Source organism: Fodinicola feengrottensis, assembly GCF_010993775.1.
Lineage (GTDB): Bacteria > Actinomycetota > Actinomycetes > Mycobacteriales > HKI-0501 > Fodinicola > Fodinicola feengrottensis.
On record NZ_WOTO01000016.1, the window covers coordinates 1 to 19,220 of the forward strand.

Below are 19,220 nucleotides of genomic sequence, written 5' to 3' on the forward strand. Positions count from 1 at the left end.
GAAAGTCTGTCGTTGGACCGGACGATCTGGTCGCCAAACGCCGTCCGCGGCAGATAGTACGTCGGCGGATGCGAGGTCTCCAGCACACGGACCACATCATCGGTGTCGGCAACGATTACGCCTGCGTAGGTCAGCACGGCACGTCGCTGGATCCGCTCGGCGCGCGGTGGCCTTGGATAGTCCCAAACAGATTCCGAAGCCATGAGTTATCCCTCGAAGGTGAACATATTGAACGCTCGGACAAGCGTTAACCCTTTAATATAGTCTTACGGCTAAACTGCGACGTCATCATGAGATCATAGGGTCTGCATTCCTGACGAGTTCAGATAGGCCGTTCGGCCGTCTTCGCGCGCTGCCCCATTTTCCGCACGGGAGCAAAACGCGAAATCGGCGATGGCTCCGCTATGCACGGGACCCCAGGTGCAACAAGCCGTCGGACACCATCCGCCAGAAATGTCCCCTTCAGCGCGGGCATAGACGAGGATCTGAAACCGGATATGCGGCGATGAGGTCGAGTCTGACCGAAACACGTGGTTGATGTTCCGGCGTTCAAGGCAGGTTTGCTATCTTTCTCCTGAACAACTCACGCTTGGCGGCGGGATCAGAATACGAACGACTACGTGTGTCGCGCCGATCCGCGCAAAGAGCCAGTTGGTGAGCAGTAGTAACAAAAATGCGACCTCGGGTACATAGAAAGAACCGACAGTCAAGTGGCGTGTCGAGCTGGTCGCCGCGCAGTCAGACCCATCAGGCTGCCGGACAACAGCAGAATGGCCAACTTTGTCACGCGACGGTCCTCGGCTGGGTGCTTGAAACAGGTTTGCGATGTCAGGGGCAACGACCAACCGGTCCACGATCCAAAGCCGGACGACACCGCTCCACCCCCTCGGCCAGACGAGCGAGTTCGGCGTCTCTGTTATCCAGCGCCAGGGCGAGAAGCGCCGGTCAGCCAAAGGCGTGCAGCCCAACATCCCTGCGAACATCCCGCTTACTGCGCGAGATCGCCCCTCGTACACAGATGCCTCCGGCACTTCCGGAGGTCTACTCTGTTCCTGCTCGCCCACCGCGATCTCCGCGAGTTCATCGGTAGGGTAGATATATCGTCGAGTCCGACGTCGCCTGTGATCGATACTGATTGCTTCCAGCGGACTGTAGCGTCATGGGTGTTTTGATCGCGTCGGCTTTCGTGTCCCTCAGTTGGCGCTTGTCACCAGGCACTTGAGCGGCCACTGACCAGTCTGGTGTCGTTGCGCAGATCCGGGATGTCTGCGGAACGATGCCTCGGGCGCACGACACTAGAGCTGAAGTCGGGGTGGCCGTGGGCCGTACGCGTTGGAGCGGGCGGCGCGGCGGCGGATGGCCGGGATTTTGCTGAGATACCGGAGAAAAGTTGGTGGGCTGATCGCGCGGCCGGTTTCTCGCGCGGCGGCAGCTTGCTGCTCGATGCGGACTTGGTCGGCCTGTACGGCACGGATGGTCGGCTCCCGCTCGGTCTGGATGGCTGCTAGTACCTCGTCGTTGATCGGCTGGCTGGTACGCAGCGCGGGTGCGAGATGGTTCGCCGCGGCGACGGCGTCCTGGATCGCCATCAGGATTCCGTTGCCTCCTACTGGGGAGATGACGTGCGCAGCGTCGCCGATGAGCAGCAGCCCGGGCTGGTGCCAGAGTGTGAGGCGGGAGATGTCGATGGACAAAAGCGTGGTGTCGGCGAAGTCGGCCAGAAGGTGTAGCCGGTCGGACAGCCATGGCACCCGCTCGGCGACGAACCGGCGGATTGGCTCTAGGCCGGACTCTCGTACCGCTGGATACCCGCCTTTGGGCAGGGTGTATCCGACCTGCCAGTCGTGGTCGCCACCGAGAAGCGCTACGTACCGGTCAGCGCCCGAAATACACCCCAGCGTCCGCGTCGGGAGGGTCCAAATGGTAGCGGGGCAGCTTGAACCAGAGCAGATCGGTGGTCGCACCCAGCGATGTCGGCGTCATTGCGGCCAGGTGCCGGACCTTGGAGAACCGGCCGTCACACGCGACTACGATCGCGGCGCCGAGGTCATGTGTACGCCTGTCGCTGTCGCGATATCGCACTCCGGTGGTCCGGTTGCCGGTGTTCACCAGGTCGGTGACCTTGGCGCCCATCCGGATCTCGAACGCCGGTAGTTTCGCAGCCTCGGCGGCCATGAAGGTCAGGAACCGCGCCTGCGGCATCAGTGCCACATAGTTGAACGGTTCTGGGAGCAACCCATAGTCGGCCGCGGTGATGGTCGCGGACGGGGTTTGCAGGAAAAAAAAACGACCGCGCCTTGTGGTGCGGTAGAGCTAGCAGCCTGTCCGCCAAGCCGAGTTGGCCAAGCAGATCGAGTGTGTACGGGTGCAGGGAGTCGCCGCGAAAGTCGCGGTCGAAGTCCTGACGTGACTCCAGGACCGTGACAGGACAGTCGGCCGAGGCCAGCAGGTATCCCAGCATCATGCCGGCAGGACCACCGCCGACCACCAGGCATCGCTCGGTCATACGTCAGTGGGCTGATCGAGCCGAAAAACCGCCATCGCTGGCAGCTTTTGCCGTATCTGATCAGGTGGCTGGCCAGCGGAGACAGGGAAGGCAGCAAGTGCCCAGGGAGCTGTAACTGCGCCCAGGTAAGCAACGATCACCCTGACCGCCTCGTCGCCGTTGACCCCGACACCGCGCCGGCGCCAGATGCGCCGGCCTGCGGTCAGAGTGCAGATGGGGTCGGTCCGCAGGTTGCGTACCCAATCTCGGCCAGCGTCGGGCGAAACCAGATACCACCTTTCGCCGACCTGCAGGACGCCAAGAGGTGTACTGCGGACCCGCCCAGTCCGGCGCCCGTGGGTGCTGACGACCCGCAGCGCGTAACCGCCCTCGACTAGTGGCTGCGGCTCACTGGACAACAGTTTGTCCTTCAGGTCAGCGTTGGCTAACTCGCTAGAACTTCTAGTCATGTCGGGACTTTACCACGGTCGGTAGCTTATCTAGCTACAATTGCGGAGTGGTGGGCAACGACAGGTCCAGGGAGGTCAATCTCGCCGTCCGGCGCGTACTGCAGGCAGGTCGGGAGATGCAGGCGGCGGTGGCTGCGGGGATGGGCGTTCGGACGACGGATGTCCAGGCGATCGATCACGTCATTTCGGCAGACGAGCCGATGGGAACGGTAGAACTGGGGGACCGCCTGGGCATCCGCTCGGCGTCTGCAGCGGCCTTGGTCGACAGACTGGTCGAGACCGACCACCTACGCCGGGAACCCCATCCCACCGACGGCCGCCGCGTGTCGCTCGCGGTCACCGAACACGCCCGTGCGCAGGTCAGACAGGCGCTGGAGCCGCTGCTGACCGACATCGCCGGCTACACCCGCCAGCTCAACGACGACCAAGCCGACACCGTGCTCGACTTCCTCGACCACGTCATCACCGCAATGCGAAACTACGCCGTCGAGGCAAAGGAATAGCGGTCAGAACAAGCTGTTCCTGGGCGATTGCGGTTCGCCGACAATCGGTAGCTGAGGAGATGCTGTACGGGGTACCTGGGGCCCAGTACTCCAGCAGTAGATCGCCCCCGGGTTGCTGGTGCCTACGCTTTCCGCGGCTTCCCCCAGCTGTCTTGCGGCCGGTTTCGCTCTTGGTCCAGCATCGTCGCGTCGAACTGGGCCTTGCTGATCATGGCTCTCGCTTCGGGCACGAGCGTGATCGCCGCCGATCCCACGGGACAGCCGAGGCCCAGCCGACCAGGGGCATGGTCTCGTCGTAGTGCGGAGCGAACTGTGCGACGGTGATGGTGGGCATTCGGTAGTTCAGGCCTCGGACGTGTTCGAGGAACCTCTCGGGCAGCCAGACATGGTGTGTCTCCAGGTAGTGCGGGAAATCCTGGCGCCACAACCAGGTGCCGTCAGTCATCAGTGATGAGCATCCCGGCGAGTGCCGGTGGGCGCTGCCGGTGATGACGTCGTGTCCAGCTTCCATGACGTCGATCAGGACATGGCGGCGTCGAGGTATGCCACCAGGGCTGCCTCGTCCGGCTCGCTGACAGGTCGGACGGCATCGTTTACCGATCCGTTCGGCTGGTTGGAACAGGCGTCGAATTCGTCGTAGAAGCCCAACAATCCCAGCACTGCGTCTCCTTCGACGAGCCGGTCCGACCTGCTGGCGCTGGCAGCTGCGGCCACCATTGATCATCGGTATACCAACGCGCCGGACGTCAGGTTTTCTTCGGAATACTCGAAGCTGCGCCGTCCCAGCAGCACCGCCTCGGCTTGCAGCGCCTCTGCCAGTAACGCGTCCGCCCACTCCTGGCGGTCCTTGTTCCCGATCCAGTCGAACCAGTCGCCGCGAGCTTTCCCACGTCGTTTCTCCTTCGTTGGCTGAGTCGGCCGTCACAGAGGTAGAAACCGCGGCATCAAGAAAGTGGGCGCTGCGTTCGAGATTTCGACAGGCACCCGGGCTGCCCGCTTCGAGGCTCGTGCGAAGAACAGGTCGACCGCTTGGCGAACAGTGGTGGCAGGAACGTGAGCATCAGTGTGGACCAGGTCAGGTGTGTGATCAGTGGCGCTTGGATGCCGCCGGTCCCACGACGTTGGAGCGCGAACAGTGCCCCCATCGGGATTGAGGCGAGGACGAGGGCGGGGTTGCCGGTCGCGGTGGTCGCCAGTGTGTAAACGGCGGTGGTCACGGTCACCGGAGCTCGGTCGCCGGCCGCTGCGAAGACGGCGCCACGAAAAAAGGTCTCCTCGGCCGCGCCATTGGCCAAGGTCGTGAACAGCACCAGTGGGGACGTGCCCTCGTGCGCGTACTGCAGAATGCCGGCGATTGCATCGCGCAGCGGTGGAATGGGCCTTGCCACCAGGGCGGCTGCATAAAATGCCCCGAAGGCGCCTACGCCGAGCAACACGGGTCCAACGACTGGCCGCCCGCCGCCGCGTACGGTGCGGCCTCGGTGCAGCGGGCCGGACGCCAGTCCGCCTGCCAGCCAGACCGCGGCCACCGCGCCGGTCAGGCCGTAGAACCGCGGCGATCCAGGTTTGGTGGACAGTGAGACGCCCAGCAGCAGTGTGTGGTGCCGGCGATGGCTGTACCGGCGACCACCCGGCGTCGCCAGGACAGGCTCCGGGCTCGCGACCAGCCCATCACCACGCGGTTCCCTTGTCCTTTGCGCGTTCTTTGAGCGCTTCCAGCACCGCGTCGTCGTAGCCCATCGGCGCGAAGTCGACGAGCTGCCGGATGCTGTCGTCGCGTACGAGCACCTCGTTGGTCATCGAGTCGATCAGTGTCCGGCCGGCCTGTACGTCCACGTTGGTGACCAGTGCCAGCCAGTACGATGACAGCTGGGGTGACAGTAACGGGACCGGCAGGGCCAAAAACTGTCGGCCTTCGATGATCGCGACTCTGCGCATCATGTCCAGATAGGACATCACGTCGGGTCCGCCGATGTCGAAAGTCCGGCCGCGCGCCTCGGGAGACTCCAGGACCCTTACGAGGTAACGGACGACGTCCGCGACGGCAATGGGCTGCGTACGCGTACGGACCCACAGCGGGGTCACCATCGCTGGCAGATGCTCGACCAGTTGCCTGGTGATCTCCCAGGAAATCCCGCCGTGGCCGACGATGATCCCGGCCCGCAGCGCGGTCACCGGTACGTCGGTCGAGGCCAGCAGGTGCTCCACCTCCCGCCGACTGCGCAGGTGCGGCGACAGGTTGTCAGTGTCGTCACCCAGCCCGCCGAGGTAGACGATGCGTTCCAGGCCCGTTTCGTTGGCGGCGTTGGCGAATCGCTTCGCGGCTTCAGCGTCTCGCTCGACGAAGTCGCGCTCGTCCAACGAGTGCACGAGGTAATAGGTGGCGTCCACGTTTTTCATCGCCGTACGCAACGAATCCTGGTCGCTGACGTCTCCGTACACAGGTGAGCCGGCGCCGTCGTAGTTCTGCGGATTTCTGGTCATCGCGAACACGCCGTGCCCAGCCGTCGCCAACGCTGCGCACAGTCGTCGACCGATGAAACCCGACGCACCTGCCACCAAGACGTGAATGTCATCTCCCTCTGTCGAGATTGGGATACCCAGCTGCCGCGCATTCAACCCTCAGGACCGGCAACAACGGCCCCGCCTCGGCCGCGATTTATCCGAAGGCAATTGCGACCTTGAGTGCTTTTCGGTCAGCCATCGCTTGGTACCCTGCCGGCACTTCGTTGATGCCGATGGTGCGATCGAAGACTTTTCCAGGCTGCAGTGTGCCGTCCAGAATCTCGGGAAGTAGTTGGTCAATATAGTGTCGAGCTGGTGCCACGCCACCGGTGAGAGTCACGTTGCGCATGAACTGCTGCCTCGTCAGAGGGGCTGCCTGGTACTGCGGAGCGCCGACCCGGCTGACCGTACCGCCGGCCCGTACGAGCCCGAGGGCCATCTCGAGCGCTGGCTCGGTCCCGACGCATTCCAGAACAATGTGGGTGCCTGCGCCGGCCGTACGTTCGCGGACCTTTTCGACACCCTCGTCGCCGCGTTCGGCGACAACTTCGGTGGCGCCGAATTCGAGGCCGAGATCGGTGCGGTCGGTGTGACGGCCCATCAGAATGATCCGTTCGGCGCCGAGTCGTTTCGCCGCCAGTACAGCGCACAGCCCCACTGCGCCGTCGCCGATCACGGTGACCGTGGTGCGCTTATCCACTCGGGCGGCGGTGGCCGCGTGGTGACCGGTGCAATAGACGTCGGACAGCGTCAGCAGCGACGCGAGCAACGCGTCGTCTCTGGTGGCGGGGACTTTGACAAGGGTGCCGTCAGCCAGCGGGCTGCAGACGAACTCGCCCTGTCCGCCGTCGACGCCGTTGGTGCCCCACCCGCCGCCATGTTCGCATGAGGTTTGTAGGCCCTCCCGGCAAAACTGGCAGGTGTTGTCGGAGATGACGAACGGGGCGACAACGAGGTCGCCGGCCTTGACCGTGACCACCTCCGAACCGGTGTCCTCAACGATGCCCAGGAACTCGTGTCCGATCCGGTTACCTTTTTCGGTGGCCGGCATGCTGGCGTACGGCCACAGGTCGCTGCCGCAGATACACGAACGGACCACTCTCACCACGGCATCGGTCGGCTCCTTGATCTTGGGATCGGCCACGTCCTCAACCCGCACGTCGCCGGCACCGTAGATGACAGTCGCTCGCATGAAATTCCTTCGCACTGGGCAATCAGTCAACCTGGGAATACCCGAGATCAACAGAGGTAAACGCCCCGAGTCGAGATAGCGGCAACGCAGCCGTCCGAAGGCAGCGAAATCCTGCATTTGGAGTCAGACACAAGTGTCGTTGACACTTACCCGCGCTGCCCGGTGCCCACCACCCCCAACTACGAATGTGACGCCTGTCTGAACCGTGAGAACGTCGCCCGCGAATACATAGGCGACTCGGTCATCGGCGACTTCGCGCCGTACCTACACGAGGTTGCGGCTCCAGACTTCGGCGGCCGTGCTTTTCAGCATGGTTGATCGCCCTGGGAGGTTCGCTGTGAGCAACGCCAGAGCTGCCGTCGCGGGGATTAGTCCGCTACGTGCGGTGACATTTGGTCAGCCACTCTGTGTGTGGGCGCGGGAAATCACGACAGCGTTGGATTTCTACTTAGCGATTGGCTGCGAGGTGCGTAAGGTTGCTGACGGTCGGGTATATCTTCACAACAACAACACCAGGTTTATCCTCGCGTACTCGCCTGGCCCGGTCGCGGCATCGGTGGCTCAGACTCTGCAGGTGACAACCGTGGACCTGGCCGAAGTGTGCTGCAGGTTGTACGAGCTGGGGATCGAAGCGGGGCCGATCACATATCCGGCTGCAGCTCCACACGGTCGGATCGAACTGTGTGATCCTGACCGGCATGTCGTGGTGGTGATCCAGCTCCCCGCGAGCGGTGACACCAGAGTGTCACCCGCCCGCCATTCGCCGTCGGCGCACGATGCAGGCGGCCATAGGACTGCCGTACGACGAGCGTGACAGACCCGGGCTGACTGATCTTCGAGGAGTTTCCGGACGAATCTGCGAGCCATCATTCTTGGCTGTTCTCTCAAACGTTCACCGGCGTCGTCAAGCTCGGAGCTGCTGGGTAGGCAGGTACTCGCGGCCTTGGCGGAGCGCGAGGTTGACGGCGAGTTCATCCGGATTGTCGACCACGACGTGAGTTTTGGGGTGTCCATCGACGAAGGCGACGACGACGGTTGGCCGGCGATTCGCGCGAAGATCCTCGAGTCTCAGATCCTGGTCATTGCGACTCCGATCTGGATGGGACAGCCGTCCAGTGTCTGCAAGATGGTGCTGGAGAGGCTGGACGCCGAGCTGGCAGAAACCGACGGACAAGGCCGACCGCGGGTTTACGGCAAAGTGGCCGCGGTAGCGGTTGTTGGCAACGAGGACGGCGCGCACCACGTCACTGCTGAAGTTTTCCAAGCCTTGAATGACGTCGGCTTCACCATCGCCGCTGCAGCATCTACTTACTGGGTGGGTGAGGCGATGAAAAAGGTCGACTACAACAAGACTGACCCCAAAACGGACACCACAGGCGCAGCGACCGCCGTTCTCGCGGCCAATACCGTGCACCTCGCTCGCCTCCTCAACGACAGGCAATACCCCGCACCCAGTTAACGTGACGGATGGATCCGCCCTACCCCCTTCGATAGGGCGGGTCCACCATGCCAGCGCTCGAGCTGGGTGGGGCAGCCAACACACCTCGCGTTGCGCTGGCTCATTTTTAAGCACCACGATCAACATGAGGCAACCCTGTGTGGGCCGCCGGCGCCGCTTGCGACCAACTGCGGTGGATCGGTCAGCCGAATTTGCCATCCCTTGTGGAGCTGGCGGCGATTAGCGCGGTCATTCAGCGGGTACCACTTGATGACGAGATGAGGAGACACCATGTCCACTGATGCGATCGTACTGTTGAAAGACGACCACAAAACTGTTGAGCAACTCTTCAAGAAGTTCGAAGAGGCCGGCGACAATGCGCTGGTCACCAAGCGTGGCATTGTCGAGTCAATTATCAAGGAGTTGACGGTTCACGCGTACATCGAGGAGGAAATCTTCTATCCGGAAGCCCGCAAAGCAGTGCCGGAGACTAAGGATCACGTCCTGGAGAGTTTGGAGGAACATCACATGGTGGTATGGATGCTTTCCGAACTCCAGAAACTCGATCCATCCGATGAGACATTCGATGCAAAAGTGACTGTACTGACGGAGAACGTTCGCCACCACGTCGAGGAAGAAGAGCAGGAATGGTTCCCTAAGGTCCGCAAGGCGATGGGCCGAAAGGAGCTTCAGGAAATTGGTCAGCGAATGCTCGACGCCAAGTCCGACGCGCCACACGATCCGCTCAAGCTGCCGAGCGCGACCGCCTGACCTGCCTGGTTATGGCTGTCAGATCTGCAGCTCGCCGCGACCGTCGTCGGTGATGAGGTTTCGTTGTGCCCCGTGGATTTACCTGCCCATTTCTAGGAGTACGACAGCCGCAGCGGTTGCCCAACCTGGCTCCGAGTGCTACTACAACGGGTATGAGCGCATCGTGTTTTTGGCGTTGCCTCCCACTCCAGAACCCGGTGGCCTTGACCGACGGTAAGTAGGTCAGCTGATGAGCGGATCCGGCGCTTCTCGTTCACTTTTTAGGCTGACTGCTGAAAATGACTCATATCCGATCTGGTTCACCTGGGAGAATAAGTCGCCGTCGTGACCCTGATCGGTCGATTCCTGTCTTGGTGCGGGACCGCACTTCTCATGACAGCTTCGGCATTTTTTTCCGGCGCCAACAGTGGAACATCGTTACCGCGACCAGCGCACCCGAGTATCACCAGAACCAAGGCATACAGAAAGGCGAGATCATGAGTGAAAACGGGAACAACCCGGATCAGGCTGGTTGGGCTCCCACCGGCCAATCTGGCTCGAGCGAAGGCGGTGACAAAGCTTTCGATGCGAGCAATGCCCCCGGCCCCGGGCCGTGGGCGTGAACCTTCCCCGGAGGAGGAGGATGGCGTCCCGCCGACTGACACTACGGGTGCGGGGGCGTTGGGTGTGGGTGAAAGTTCCCATCGTCGAGGTGAGGACATGATTGACCATGACGGCAAGGAAAGAGGCCGCGCCAACCTCCCACAGACAGGGGAGTCTGATCGTCCAGCGGGCACGTCAACCCCGGCCGACGCAACTGGAGTCGACCCGTAAAAAGATTGCTCTATTCCTGGCATTGAGGTGGCATGAAAGCTGAGACGGCGACCGACAAAGTCGCACGGACCCGTACGTATCGGGTTGGGTGGCTGGAGAAAGAGGACTTCTCGCCTGGCGGACAATCTCGGACCACGTCGGTGAGAGGGACATATTCATCTAGGTTGATTGTGTGTGCTCCGGATGATGCGGACCTTTGAGATTGGCGCCCGCGAACTGGGGCCTGCACGAGCTGGCGGTGGAGGATGCAGTGCATTTCGGGCAGCGTCCTAAGCTTGATTGGTGCGAGGATCACATCCAGCGTCCTCATCGTCCTCTTTGCGGGCACCCTGTACGTGGTGTTCCGACGCAAATCGCGGTTGTGACAGATTCGCATCTCAGACAAATAGAATTTTGATGACCTGACACTGATGACCTGCGGTCGCGCTCGGAACGCGACTGTTGGGATCATGAATGAACAGGTCCCGCGCCGCTATTGTTAATGCCCGCGCTCCATGCTCAGTTGACGATATTCTCTTAACTCGGTTCCCGTGTGTATCTGTTTCTGGCGGCCGCTGTAGTTCGAGGCGCCGATGCACTGTGGTCGGCGTTTCAGGATGTGGCGCGGTTGGTGGAGCCTGGCCAGGCAAAGATCACGATGTTGTCAAGGTATTCGTGGGTTTGCGCGTCGTATGGCCCTTCGCAGGGGATTAGCCGCAGGCATGCCTAGTCGATTCGCGGGTCCAGCAAATAAGATTTAGTCTTGAACAGGATCGCGTATGTCTGGATGCAACCCATGTCCAGCGCCGAGCGGCTACCAAGACGAGAGCCAAAATTGTGCAGCGAAATGCGAATCTGCCACTTGAGGCACACCGGACGACGCGACGGGTACGCAGTCACTAGAGTCAGGTCAGTCGGTTATCGACCTGAGCTTCGCGTAGTACGTCGGCCAGCCGGTGCATGGCCGCATGGGTCCGGGTCTTTACTGTTCCCAGCGGAATGCCAAGTATAAGGGCGATCTCGCCTTGGGTATGGCCGCGGTAGTAGGCGAGTATCAAGACCACACGTTGCTTACTGGAAAGCTGCCGCAAGATCTGCCAAACCTGCTGCTCTCGGAATTGCGAGAAAACCTGTTCCTCCACACTTTTCGCGACAGGATGGGGATGAGCTGCGACGAGGATGCCGTGTAGCCGTTGGCGTGCGGCCGATCGGCGCACGTAGTCGACTGCTTTGTGGTGCACCGCGCCCATCATCCAGCCTCGAACTGTGCCACGGGCGCCGTTGAACCGTTCCGGATGTCGCCATACGGCGAGCAGGACATCCTGCACCACTTCCTCGGCTGTTTCAGCAATACCGGTGATCTGGTAAGCAAACCGCCAAGCAACATCAGCATATGCGTTGTAGAGCTGGTCGAATGCCTGACTGTTTCCGGCAGAGATTAACGCGATCAGTTCTCTATCTCGTGTCGCGCTCGATGCGGCTGGTTTTGGCCTCGGTTTGTCGTCCATCGGACATGGCGAAACAACGTTCGATCGCGTACCGGGGCTGAACCTGGCGTCAGTCACGTGGACCTCACCGGGAACAGTCGGCTATGCCGAGACAATCTCAGGTCCTCACGGCTAGGCTGCGACCAGCGCGAGCTAGCCAGCCACACAGGATTGATGTGTGGGTCGCTCAGTAGAATTCGGTAACTCAGATGACCGGATCTCATCACCAGCTCCCAGGGACGAAACGAGCCGCCGGGAGTCTGGGGAGGCAACCAGCAACCACACTAGGCCTACGCCTACGAGTCGGCAACTGGCCAGGGGCGGCGGCAACATACGGACAGAAAATCCCAGGCTCGTCGGCACAGACGACAACTGCCGCTTACGGGCAGGATGTGACGATCGCTGCGAGGGCCTAGAGTTGGCCGATTCACCAAGAGTGGTCACGGAGGACTGATGGCGGAGAACCGGCGGCAGCGGATGCTCGCTCTGCTGGCCACCGACCGCGCGGCACGGGCAACGTCGAGTGTCGGCCTGGCGTGTGCTCGCTGCGTCCTGGAGCTATCGATTGCCGGGGCTGGAGCGACTGTCCTTGCCCATCTGGGCAAGGGAAACGGCGATCGTCATCCGAGCCGTGGTCTGGTGTACGCGACGAACGAGATCAGTGCGGGTCTGGAGGATTTGCAGCTCACCGTGGGGGAGGGGCCGTGTCTGGACACGTTCGCATTAGGTGGTCCGGTGTTGATCGCCGATCTTGCGGCAGAGGGCGGTCGATGGCCGGCGTTTACCCCTGCAGCCCGTGCGCTGGGTGCGGCGGCGGTGTTTTCTTTTCCTTTGCATATCGGTGTCGTACGGCTGGGATCTGGATCTCTACCGCGACACCCCAGGGCCGCTGACCCGGACGGAGCTTACCGACGCGTTGATCCTGACCGATGTGGCCGCGCAGGGCGTCGTGGAGGATCTCGACGGGCACGCCACCGCGGACGTGAGCTGGTTGTCTGATCCGCACGTCGAGGTGCATCAAGCCGCCGGCATGGTGCAGGCACAGTTAGATGTGAGTACCGACGTGGCGTTGATGCGCCTGCGCGGTTACGCGTTTACTCACGACGTTCCGCTGGCCGAGGTCGCTAGGCAGGTCGTGTCGCGTTCACTTCGATTCACCGAGGACAAGGACGCGGAATGATGCAGGTTGAGGAAAGGTCGTGGTCGCGATGAGCACAACCCGAGAGCAGCGCCTGGCCAGCACGTTCGTGTCCTTGGCCGACACGTTGGTCGCCGACTTCGATGTGCTCGACTTCCTTGCGCTGCTCGCTGAACGGGCGGTGGAGTTGCTCGACGTGTCGGCGGCAGGAGTGATTCTGTCGGATCAGAGGGGCGGGTGGCGCCCGGCGGCCGGATCTTCTGAGCGCGCCGAGCTGATTGGGGTGTTCGACTCCCAGACCACGCATGGTCCGTCGATGGACTGCGTTCGTACAGGGGGGTCACTGTGGCCAGTACGAACTTGGTCGCTGACGCTGCGCGGTGGCCGCGGTTCGTCGAGACCGCGGTCAGCGCGGGGTTCCGCGCGGTGTGTTCGGTACCGATGCGGCTGCGTGACGAGGTCATCGGCGCGCTGACGCTGCTCAATACCCAATCCGTCCCGATCGATGCTCCCAGCGTCGAGTTGGGACAGGCGTTGGCCGACATTGCGACCATCGGGATTCTGCAACAGCGGGCCGCGCACCGAGACGCGGTCATTTACGAGCAACTGCAGGTCACTCTGCATCACCGCACGGTCATCGAGCAGGCGAAAGGCGTCCTTGCTGAACTCGGTGGCCTGCAGATGCACGAGGCATACACGGTGCTTCGAGGCTACGCCCGCGCGCACGCGGTTTGCGGATGTCCGACGTTGCCCGGGATGTCGCCAAGGGCGTCCGCGATCCTCATGAGCTGCTCAGCTCTCCCACCAACATCACCTAGACCTGAAATCGTAGAAAGAGTTGGCCTCACCCTCAGCGCAGCGTCACGGCCAAACCGCTAACCGTGGCAGACCCAACCGTTTGCCGGTTGCGGACGAACGAACTGGCAACAACAGTTGTCAGCAACCGGAGTGTGATCGATATGGTCCGCCAGACCCGGGTGGTCCCAGACCCGGCATCTAACGACGACAGCGTAACCTCGATCAGCTCAGACCGGGTGGCGCGTGTGCTGGTGGGCGCTGGCCGACACCCTCGTGGATGACTTCGATGTGCTGGACTACCTGAGGATGCTGACCGAACGGTGCGTCGAACTCTTGGACGTCTCCGCGGCGGGTGTGGTCTTGTCCGACAGGCACGGCAAACTGCAGGTGGCCGCTGCTTCGTCGGAGAACGCGCAATTATTGGAGCTGTTCGCGGTCCAGGCCCATGAGGGGCCGTGCGTGGAGTGCATTCGTACGGGGCAACCCGTGGTCAGCCACGATCTGCAGGCGGACAAAAATCGGTGGCCCAGATTCACGGCTGCCGCTCTGGTCACGGGGTTCCACGCATCGCACGCCGTTCCCATGCGGCTGCGCCGAGACGTGATCGGCGTGCTCGCTATGTTTAAAACCGAACCCAACGGTGTCGATCCACTCAGCTCGGACCTCGCGCAAGCACTCGCGGATGTCGCCACTATCGGGATTCTGCAGGAGCGTGCCATCAGCCGTGGCGATCTGATAGCAGGGCAGTTGCAAGCAGCCCTGACCAGCAGGATCAGTATTGAACAGGCTAAAGGAATACTCGCCGAACGCGGCAACCTGGACATGGAACAAGCCTTCCGCGCGCTACGAGGCTACGCCCGGCGCAACAACCGACGACTCACCGAGCTCGCCGTCGCGGTCACCGACGGCAGCGCTGACATCAACGCCATCCTGGATCGCCCTGCCGTACGCGAAGGTGAATAGCATCCAAATCCACGATCCTTGAGTCTTGTTCGTACGTCCGTGCCGGAGTCGGACGCGGTGACCCGCCACAGATTACGGACGAGGCACCGCGGCTGGGGCGGTGCCTTTGTATGCGGAGACGCCGACGTCGTCGAAGATGAACGCCGCGAGCAGGAAATTGTTCTCATTTCCGTACGGATCAAATGTTTGGTGCGCGCCGATCAGACCTGCGGCGCGGGCGGCTGCGGTGAAACTGGTCTTGATGTCGATCGCCGGCCGAGCCACCGCGGCGCCGCCCAGCGCCGTGCGCAGGAATTTCACGTGTGCGAGTTCGTCGCCGGCGATCTCGGTAGCGAAAGCTCGTACAATCCGGGACCGGAACGGGACCACTCGGCCACCGGTTACCCCGCTTTGCGTGCCGGTGGTGAGTTTGTCAACCAAGCCGCACCCGTGCACGGCGTAGGAGTAAAGCTCGGCCTCGAGGTATTCCAGATTGAGTGCGAAATTGAGGATAGCCGAGTCGCTGATCGCCACCGACATCGCTGTGGTGGCTGTCGCCGGTTTCACTGCGGCTGCGGCGAATGGAGCGCCTGCGGTCGCGACCAAGCTGGTTCCGACCAGGCCTAAGCCTGCGGCGCCAGCAGCGGCGAGGAATCTTCGACGATCCGGACTGTTCTCGGCGCTGCGGTTGATTTAGTCACGCACAAACGGTTTACCGAACACAGAACGGCCCTCATCCATGTCGGGCGTGCCGCAGACCAGGCCCTGATGGCAGGACGTATGGCCTCGCCATCCTTGCATTCACGGGTCACGTTCTGATGTTTCAGATATGCGTCATATTCATGTTTCCGCTGGTGGGCACTAGCGGTCGGATGGGATGTAATGTTGAATTAAATGACTCTGTCCCGCTGCGTCGCTCAGCCTCGACCTGTGGATGTCGCGGCGCGCGTACCTGGACGTCGTGCACCATCCTGACGGGAGTTGGACACCGTTGACGAACGAATTCATGCCTGCGGTTGGTAAGTGTGTGGCCCGCGCCCGTTGGGAACGTGGACTGAGCCAGGAGGCGTTGGCGCGACGTGCCAACGTGAGTGTGTGGCTTCTTCGTAAGGTGGAGCAGGGAGTACGAGCACCGACGGAACATTTCGTTGAGGCGGTGTCGGAGGCATTGAAAGTGGACGTACTGGCTCTGTGCCACAGATACCCACACCAATGACGCCGGTTTATGACCGACCTGTCGATGGTGGTGGGGTTCTTCGTTGGGAAGCGCAACAGTCTATTGAACGCGGCGCGATGGGCGTCCACGTCCGTCCAGGTCGTCGCTGCTGTGTCGATCCCCCGGCGATCTGCCGAAATAGGATACGCGCTTTTAGATCCTGGGTCCGCGAATCCTGCCCGTCCGTCGGGACGAGGTGAAGAATCTGCCAGTTCAGCCGTACGGTCGTCCCGTCCTGTGTGGTCGTGATATGCGCCTGTGGAGCGAAACCCTGGATAATGAGCAGGCCGTGCTCACGGGATGGATGGAGTTGACGCGTCATCGGTCTCCAACGGCCCTGATCGGCAATGGTCACCGTCACCTTGCCTTCGCGGGTACACGTGGCGTGGATGTCCAAGAGGCCGCTCTTACCGTCGTAAGCGTGTGCTTTGACGTTCGCCATGGCTTCGTAGCTGGCTTGGGCGACGGCGTTGGCCTGTCGCTCTGTCATTCCTGCTTGGCTGGCCCAGTCAGAAAGATTATGGCGCAGTCGAGTGAGATCCGCTTTCGCAGTCGATCCGTGGTGCAGCAAGTCACCGACCGGAAGTGTGGCGGACTGATCTACCGTATTTACCGGCATTATTCACAGCTCCAATTCTGCTCGCTGGGTCGTCGACAGACCCTGTTCGGGCTGTCACGGAGCACTAGGCAGCTGGACTGGCATCTTTTTGCTTACTGCGAGGTTCTAACGTCTCGATCGCTGATGGAACGTCGCGGAAGACAGGGACTACCTCGCAGACCCCCGTCATTTCCAAGGATCGCAAGGCTGCGCCGACGGCGACGACCCCAAATCGGCTGTTCTCAGGTGTATCGACATGTCCTTCGATCAGGACGGTGAGTCCCGGAGAGGCCAGAAAGGCAACTTCGGTCAGATCTGTAATCAGAACGTGAGGCCCGTCCGCGCGAGCTTGGGTGATAGCTTCTCCCAAGCGTGGCGCGGTGAGCATGTCGAGCTCGCCGCTCACTGACAACACAGTCACATCGCCCCGGAGATGCTGGACGGCAAAGGAGACATGCGGGAAAGACTGGAACTGCGATGATGACTGTGACACGGCGGTCTCTTTCATAGAACACGAAGGCTTTCCGGACAGTAGGTCAGGCGTCAACATCGGCTGCGCGGAGCATGCCACCCAACTGCCAGAGGTGTTGGACAGCGTGTGAAACCTCGTCCGCCACCGCATCGACCGCCACGCCGCGTTCGGCGGCGATCTGCCGGATGGTGCTTGTGCTCAGGAATGTTTCTTCGATCAGTGAGCGCTCGGCAACGGTCAGGTGGTTGAGCTCATTCGTGAGGTGAATCCGTACCCGCTCGGCCTGGGTTGATTCGATAGGATCGGGACATACTCCGTGATGGTGACGTCGGTGCGCACCTGCGCCGGGGTGGCGATCGTTCCCGGCAGTGTGTGCGCGTCGCCAAGCCAGCGCCGCATTTCGGGTCGTCAGCGCGACGTGCGCGCGTAGGTCGCCCGGGTGCTGAATACTCCTGCCCCGATACGAGGTTCGTGTGGTCACGGTCAGGAAGGCTGTCGTTGCAACCGATTCGGCCCCGCGTCGATCACCAGTGATGGTGAGGGCGAGTCCGTACACCATAGGCAAGAACTGGTCGATCAGCTCACCTTGTGCTGCCCGGTCGCCCATCTGGGCCCGGCCCAATACCCGTGACTCCCAGTGCGTCGGCTTCCCCGCCAGTGAGCCGATGCTAGATCTGGCCATCACCCGGCCTTCCCAAGATGTGAGAGACCACCGGGTTCTGGGGTGGAAGGCAACGATACGCGCACACCGCCTCTCCAGCAGTTGTAGCACCACGCGCAAGACGGAGCAACCCAACATGTCGGGAGGCCCAAGGGGGAAGATCGATGTTGTGGCTGGAGAGAACGGGTTTTGCCAGGGAATGGCCTGTCGATTCTCATTCCCGGTGGGACCGGACACAGCGTGCAACTCCGCTGCTTGTTCGCTCAAGAGCCGCGGATGAGCCGTCATTGGGCTCCGAGCGGCGATCGACTGAACCGTGATGTTCGCAGCCGCGAATATCGGGTGTGGCTTCCTTGGACCAGCATCGGCGCTACGTCGGGCGCCGACCTGTTGGGTAAGACGGTCTGGCTGATTTGGTCGGGTAGCACGGACAGCTTTGCTCGCCCAACGTGCTGTTGTAAGGGAGCGGTCATTGGACATTGCCCATGACGTCCGGCCGGCTGTCTTCGGGAGCGACTTACGCGAGGTCCGGGCCCGCGGGGCGTATGCGTGGATCGGTGGCTTTGTTGGGGCCGGCTTTTGTGGCCGCAGTCGCATATATCGATCCGGGAAATTTCGCGACCAATATCGCCGCTGGCACGAAATACGGCTACACGCTGGTGTGGGTCATCGTAGTGGCCAACGCGATGGCGATGTTGGTGCAGTATCTATCGGCGAAAGTGGGAGTGGCCACCGGGCGGGACCTGCCGGAACTGTGTCGGGAACATTTTGGCCGTTCGATTTCGGTCGGACTGTGGGTGCAGGCTGAGCTGATCGCGATGGCAACCGACCTGGCCGAGTTCGTTGGTGCGGCGGTCGGCCTGAATCTGCTTTTTGGTGTCCCGTTGTTCCCCGCCGGGCTGATGACTGCGGTGATTGCGTTCGCGATTCTTGCGTTGCAGCGGCGGGGCTATCGTCGTTTTGAGCTGGCGATAGCTGGTCTGTTGGGGATTGTGTTTCTGGGGTTCGCGTACGACCTGCTCAATGTTGGAGCGTCGGTGAGCGGGACAGTCCGTGGCTTGGTCCCGGAGCTAGCAGGGCCAGACAGTGTCCTTCTGGCGAGCGGAATTATCGGCGCGACGGTGATGCCGCATGTGGTCTATCTGCACTCGGCGTTGACGAAGAACAGGATCTGGGCGCGCGATGACAATGAGCGCCGCCAGGTCCTGCGTTTCCAACGGTTGGACGTATTCATTGGCCTGGGCGCGGCGGGCGTGATCAATCTGAGCATGCTGCTGGTCGCCGCTTCGCTTTTTCACGCCTCCGGCCATCCGAATATCGATTCGATTGAGGCGGCCCACGCCGGGCTTGGTCGATTGGTCGGCGGCGGCGCCGCGCTGGCGTTCTCGGTTTCGCTGCTTGCGTCCGGGCTGTCGTCGTCAAGTGTGGGAACTTATGCCGGCCAGGTGGTGATGCAGGGATTCGTGCGTCGTCGCATCCCGCTGTTCTTGCGTCGCGCGCTGACCATGCTGCCAGCCCTGGTAGTGCTTGGGGTCGGCTTGCCCACGACGGGAAGCCTGGTGGCGTCTCAGGTCGTCTTGTCTTTCGGCATCCCGTTCGCGCTGGTGCCCATGGTGCTATTGACCCGCAGAGCCGACATCATGGGTGCGCTGGTCAACCGGAGGATCACCACCGTCGCGGCAGCTGTCATCGCGGCCCTGATCATCGCGCTCAACGCGTACCTTTTATATGTCGCTTTTACCGATTAGGCCG

General features: G+C 61.9%; 23 protein-coding genes and 1 pseudogene. 9 read left to right on the forward strand and 15 right to left on the reverse strand.

What is annotated here, in order from left to right:
• From GNX96_RS16440 to GNX96_RS16450, 5 genes and pseudogenes are all read right to left on the reverse strand, one after another.
• Positions 1 to 203, reverse strand: a 203-nt coding sequence (locus tag GNX96_RS16440) for a DUF427 domain-containing protein (RefSeq protein ID WP_163568766.1), incomplete at its 3' end; no start/stop codon positions are given.
• A 1,092-nt stretch (positions 204 to 1,295) separates the two neighbouring features.
• Positions 1,296 to 1,964: an FAD-dependent monooxygenase gene (locus GNX96_RS52335; RefSeq protein WP_279580547.1), complete on the reverse strand. Its 669-nt coding sequence runs from the start codon at positions 1,962 to 1,964 to the stop codon at positions 1,296 to 1,298.
• A complete protein-coding gene (locus GNX96_RS52340) occupies positions 1,876 to 2,235 on the reverse strand; it encodes an FAD-dependent monooxygenase (RefSeq protein ID WP_279580548.1) in 360 nt (119 codons plus the stop codon). The genes GNX96_RS52335 and GNX96_RS52340 overlap by 89 nt, the downstream gene beginning before the upstream one ends.
• Before the next feature lie 37 nt (positions 2,236 to 2,272).
• Positions 2,273 to 2,506: pseudogene (locus tag GNX96_RS63715) on the reverse strand (FAD-dependent monooxygenase); the annotation flags it as partial.
• Positions 2,503 to 2,955, reverse strand: coding sequence for a nitroreductase/quinone reductase family protein (locus GNX96_RS16450; protein WP_163568767.1), 453 nt, complete (start codon positions 2,953 to 2,955; stop codon positions 2,503 to 2,505). The pseudogene GNX96_RS63715 and the gene GNX96_RS16450, both read right to left, overlap by 4 nt.
• Positions 2,956 to 3,002: 47 nt before the next feature.
• Between GNX96_RS16450 and GNX96_RS16455 the strand changes: the two genes are divergently transcribed.
• Positions 3,003 to 3,458: a MarR family winged helix-turn-helix transcriptional regulator gene (locus GNX96_RS16455; protein ID WP_279580549.1), complete on the forward strand. Its 456-nt coding sequence runs from the start codon at positions 3,003 to 3,005 to the stop codon at positions 3,456 to 3,458.
• Between the two features lie 208 nt (positions 3,459 to 3,666).
• Here GNX96_RS16455 and GNX96_RS52345 read toward each other — a convergent pair whose 3' ends face one another.
• The 5 genes from GNX96_RS52345 to GNX96_RS16475 all read right to left on the reverse strand — a co-directional run bounded on the left by GNX96_RS52345 (position 3,667) and on the right by GNX96_RS16475 (position 7,155).
• Positions 3,667 to 3,969 carry a hypothetical protein gene (locus GNX96_RS52345; RefSeq protein WP_279580550.1) on the reverse strand — a complete coding sequence of 101 codons (303 nt, stop codon included), beginning with the start codon at positions 3,967 to 3,969 and terminating at the stop codon, positions 3,667 to 3,669.
• An 8-nt stretch (positions 3,970 to 3,977) separates the two neighbouring features.
• Positions 3,978 to 4,118 carry a hypothetical protein gene (locus GNX96_RS52350; RefSeq protein ID WP_279580551.1) on the reverse strand — a complete coding sequence of 47 codons (141 nt, stop codon included), beginning with the start codon at positions 4,116 to 4,118 and terminating at the stop codon, positions 3,978 to 3,980.
• Between the two features lie 284 nt (positions 4,119 to 4,402).
• On the reverse strand, positions 4,403 to 4,987 hold the full coding sequence (locus GNX96_RS16465; protein WP_279580552.1) for a CPBP family intramembrane metalloprotease: 585 nt from the start codon (positions 4,985 to 4,987) through the stop codon (positions 4,403 to 4,405).
• Between the two features lie 142 nt (positions 4,988 to 5,129).
• Positions 5,130 to 6,017 carry an NAD(P)H-binding protein gene (locus GNX96_RS16470; protein WP_279580553.1) on the reverse strand — a complete coding sequence of 296 codons (888 nt, stop codon included), beginning with the start codon at positions 6,015 to 6,017 and terminating at the stop codon, positions 5,130 to 5,132.
• Between the two features lie 100 nt (positions 6,018 to 6,117).
• Positions 6,118 to 7,155 (reverse strand): zinc-binding dehydrogenase, encoded by a 1,038-nt coding sequence (locus GNX96_RS16475; RefSeq protein WP_163568769.1) that lies wholly within the window; start codon positions 7,153 to 7,155, stop codon positions 6,118 to 6,120.
• Between the two features lie 337 nt (positions 7,156 to 7,492).
• Between GNX96_RS16475 and GNX96_RS16480 the strand changes: the two genes are divergently transcribed.
• The 3 genes from GNX96_RS16480 (at position 7,493) to GNX96_RS16490 (ending at position 9,364) form a co-directional block, all read left to right on the forward strand.
• Positions 7,493 to 7,969, forward strand: a complete 477-nt coding sequence (locus GNX96_RS16480; protein WP_163568770.1) for a hypothetical protein — start codon at positions 7,493 to 7,495, stop codon at positions 7,967 to 7,969.
• A gap of 54 nt (positions 7,970 to 8,023) precedes the next feature.
• Positions 8,024 to 8,614 carry a flavodoxin family protein gene (locus GNX96_RS16485; RefSeq protein ID WP_313885686.1) on the forward strand — a complete coding sequence of 197 codons (591 nt, stop codon included), beginning with the start codon at positions 8,024 to 8,026 and terminating at the stop codon, positions 8,612 to 8,614.
• A gap of 270 nt (positions 8,615 to 8,884) precedes the next feature.
• Positions 8,885 to 9,364 (forward strand): hemerythrin domain-containing protein, encoded by a 480-nt coding sequence (locus tag GNX96_RS16490; RefSeq protein WP_163568771.1) that lies wholly within the window; start codon positions 8,885 to 8,887, stop codon positions 9,362 to 9,364.
• Between the two features lie 1,697 nt (positions 9,365 to 11,061).
• On the opposite strand, the gene GNX96_RS16495 is transcribed toward GNX96_RS16490, so the two are convergent.
• The gene (locus GNX96_RS16495) at positions 11,062 to 11,664 is read right to left on the reverse strand and encodes an RNA polymerase sigma factor (protein ID WP_163568772.1); all 603 of its coding nucleotides are present in this window, start codon (positions 11,662 to 11,664) and stop codon (positions 11,062 to 11,064) included.
• Between the two features lie 820 nt (positions 11,665 to 12,484).
• On the opposite strand from GNX96_RS16495, the gene GNX96_RS52355 reads away from it, so the two are divergent.
• The 3 genes from GNX96_RS52355 (at position 12,485) to GNX96_RS16510 (ending at position 14,542) form a co-directional block, all read left to right on the forward strand.
• Positions 12,485 to 12,823: an ANTAR domain-containing protein gene (locus GNX96_RS52355; protein ID WP_279580554.1), complete on the forward strand. Its 339-nt coding sequence runs from the start codon at positions 12,485 to 12,487 to the stop codon at positions 12,821 to 12,823.
• Positions 12,824 to 13,126: 303 nt separating this feature from the next.
• Positions 13,127 to 13,660 (forward strand): GAF and ANTAR domain-containing protein, encoded by a 534-nt coding sequence (locus GNX96_RS52360; protein ID WP_279580555.1) that lies wholly within the window; start codon positions 13,127 to 13,129, stop codon positions 13,658 to 13,660.
• 192 nt (positions 13,661 to 13,852) lie between these two features.
• Positions 13,853 to 14,542, forward strand: coding sequence for a GAF and ANTAR domain-containing protein (locus GNX96_RS16510; protein ID WP_279580556.1), 690 nt, complete (start codon positions 13,853 to 13,855; stop codon positions 14,540 to 14,542).
• 72 nt (positions 14,543 to 14,614) lie between these two features.
• On the opposite strand, the gene GNX96_RS16515 is transcribed toward GNX96_RS16510, so the two are convergent.
• Positions 14,615 to 15,088 carry a ferritin-like domain-containing protein gene (locus GNX96_RS16515; protein WP_279580557.1) on the reverse strand — a complete coding sequence of 158 codons (474 nt, stop codon included), beginning with the start codon at positions 15,086 to 15,088 and terminating at the stop codon, positions 14,615 to 14,617.
• Between the two features lie 439 nt (positions 15,089 to 15,527).
• Here GNX96_RS16515 and GNX96_RS63720 point away from each other — a divergent pair, with 439 nt between their 5' ends.
• Positions 15,528 to 15,737, forward strand: coding sequence for a helix-turn-helix domain-containing protein (locus GNX96_RS63720; RefSeq protein ID WP_390624034.1), 210 nt, complete (start codon positions 15,528 to 15,530; stop codon positions 15,735 to 15,737).
• Positions 15,738 to 15,744: 7 nt separating this feature from the next.
• On the opposite strand, the gene GNX96_RS63725 is transcribed toward GNX96_RS63720, so the two are convergent.
• From GNX96_RS63725 to GNX96_RS16535, 3 genes are all read right to left on the reverse strand, one after another.
• Positions 15,745 to 16,356 (reverse strand): ATP-binding protein, encoded by a 612-nt coding sequence (locus GNX96_RS63725; RefSeq protein ID WP_390624031.1) that lies wholly within the window; start codon positions 16,354 to 16,356, stop codon positions 15,745 to 15,747.
• Positions 16,357 to 16,420: 64 nt separating this feature from the next.
• Entirely contained in the window at positions 16,421 to 16,843 is a 423-nt protein-coding gene (locus GNX96_RS16530) for an STAS domain-containing protein (protein ID WP_163568775.1), read from the reverse strand.
• 28 nt (positions 16,844 to 16,871) lie between these two features.
• Positions 16,872 to 17,414, reverse strand: coding sequence for an RNA polymerase sigma factor (locus GNX96_RS16535; RefSeq protein ID WP_163568776.1), 543 nt, complete (start codon positions 17,412 to 17,414; stop codon positions 16,872 to 16,874).
• A gap of 599 nt (positions 17,415 to 18,013) precedes the next feature.
• Here GNX96_RS16535 and GNX96_RS16540 point away from each other — a divergent pair.
• A complete protein-coding gene (locus GNX96_RS16540) occupies positions 18,014 to 19,216 on the forward strand; it encodes an Nramp family divalent metal transporter (RefSeq protein WP_163568777.1) in 1,203 nt (400 codons plus the stop codon).
• Positions 19,217 to 19,220: the final 4 nt, after the last annotated feature.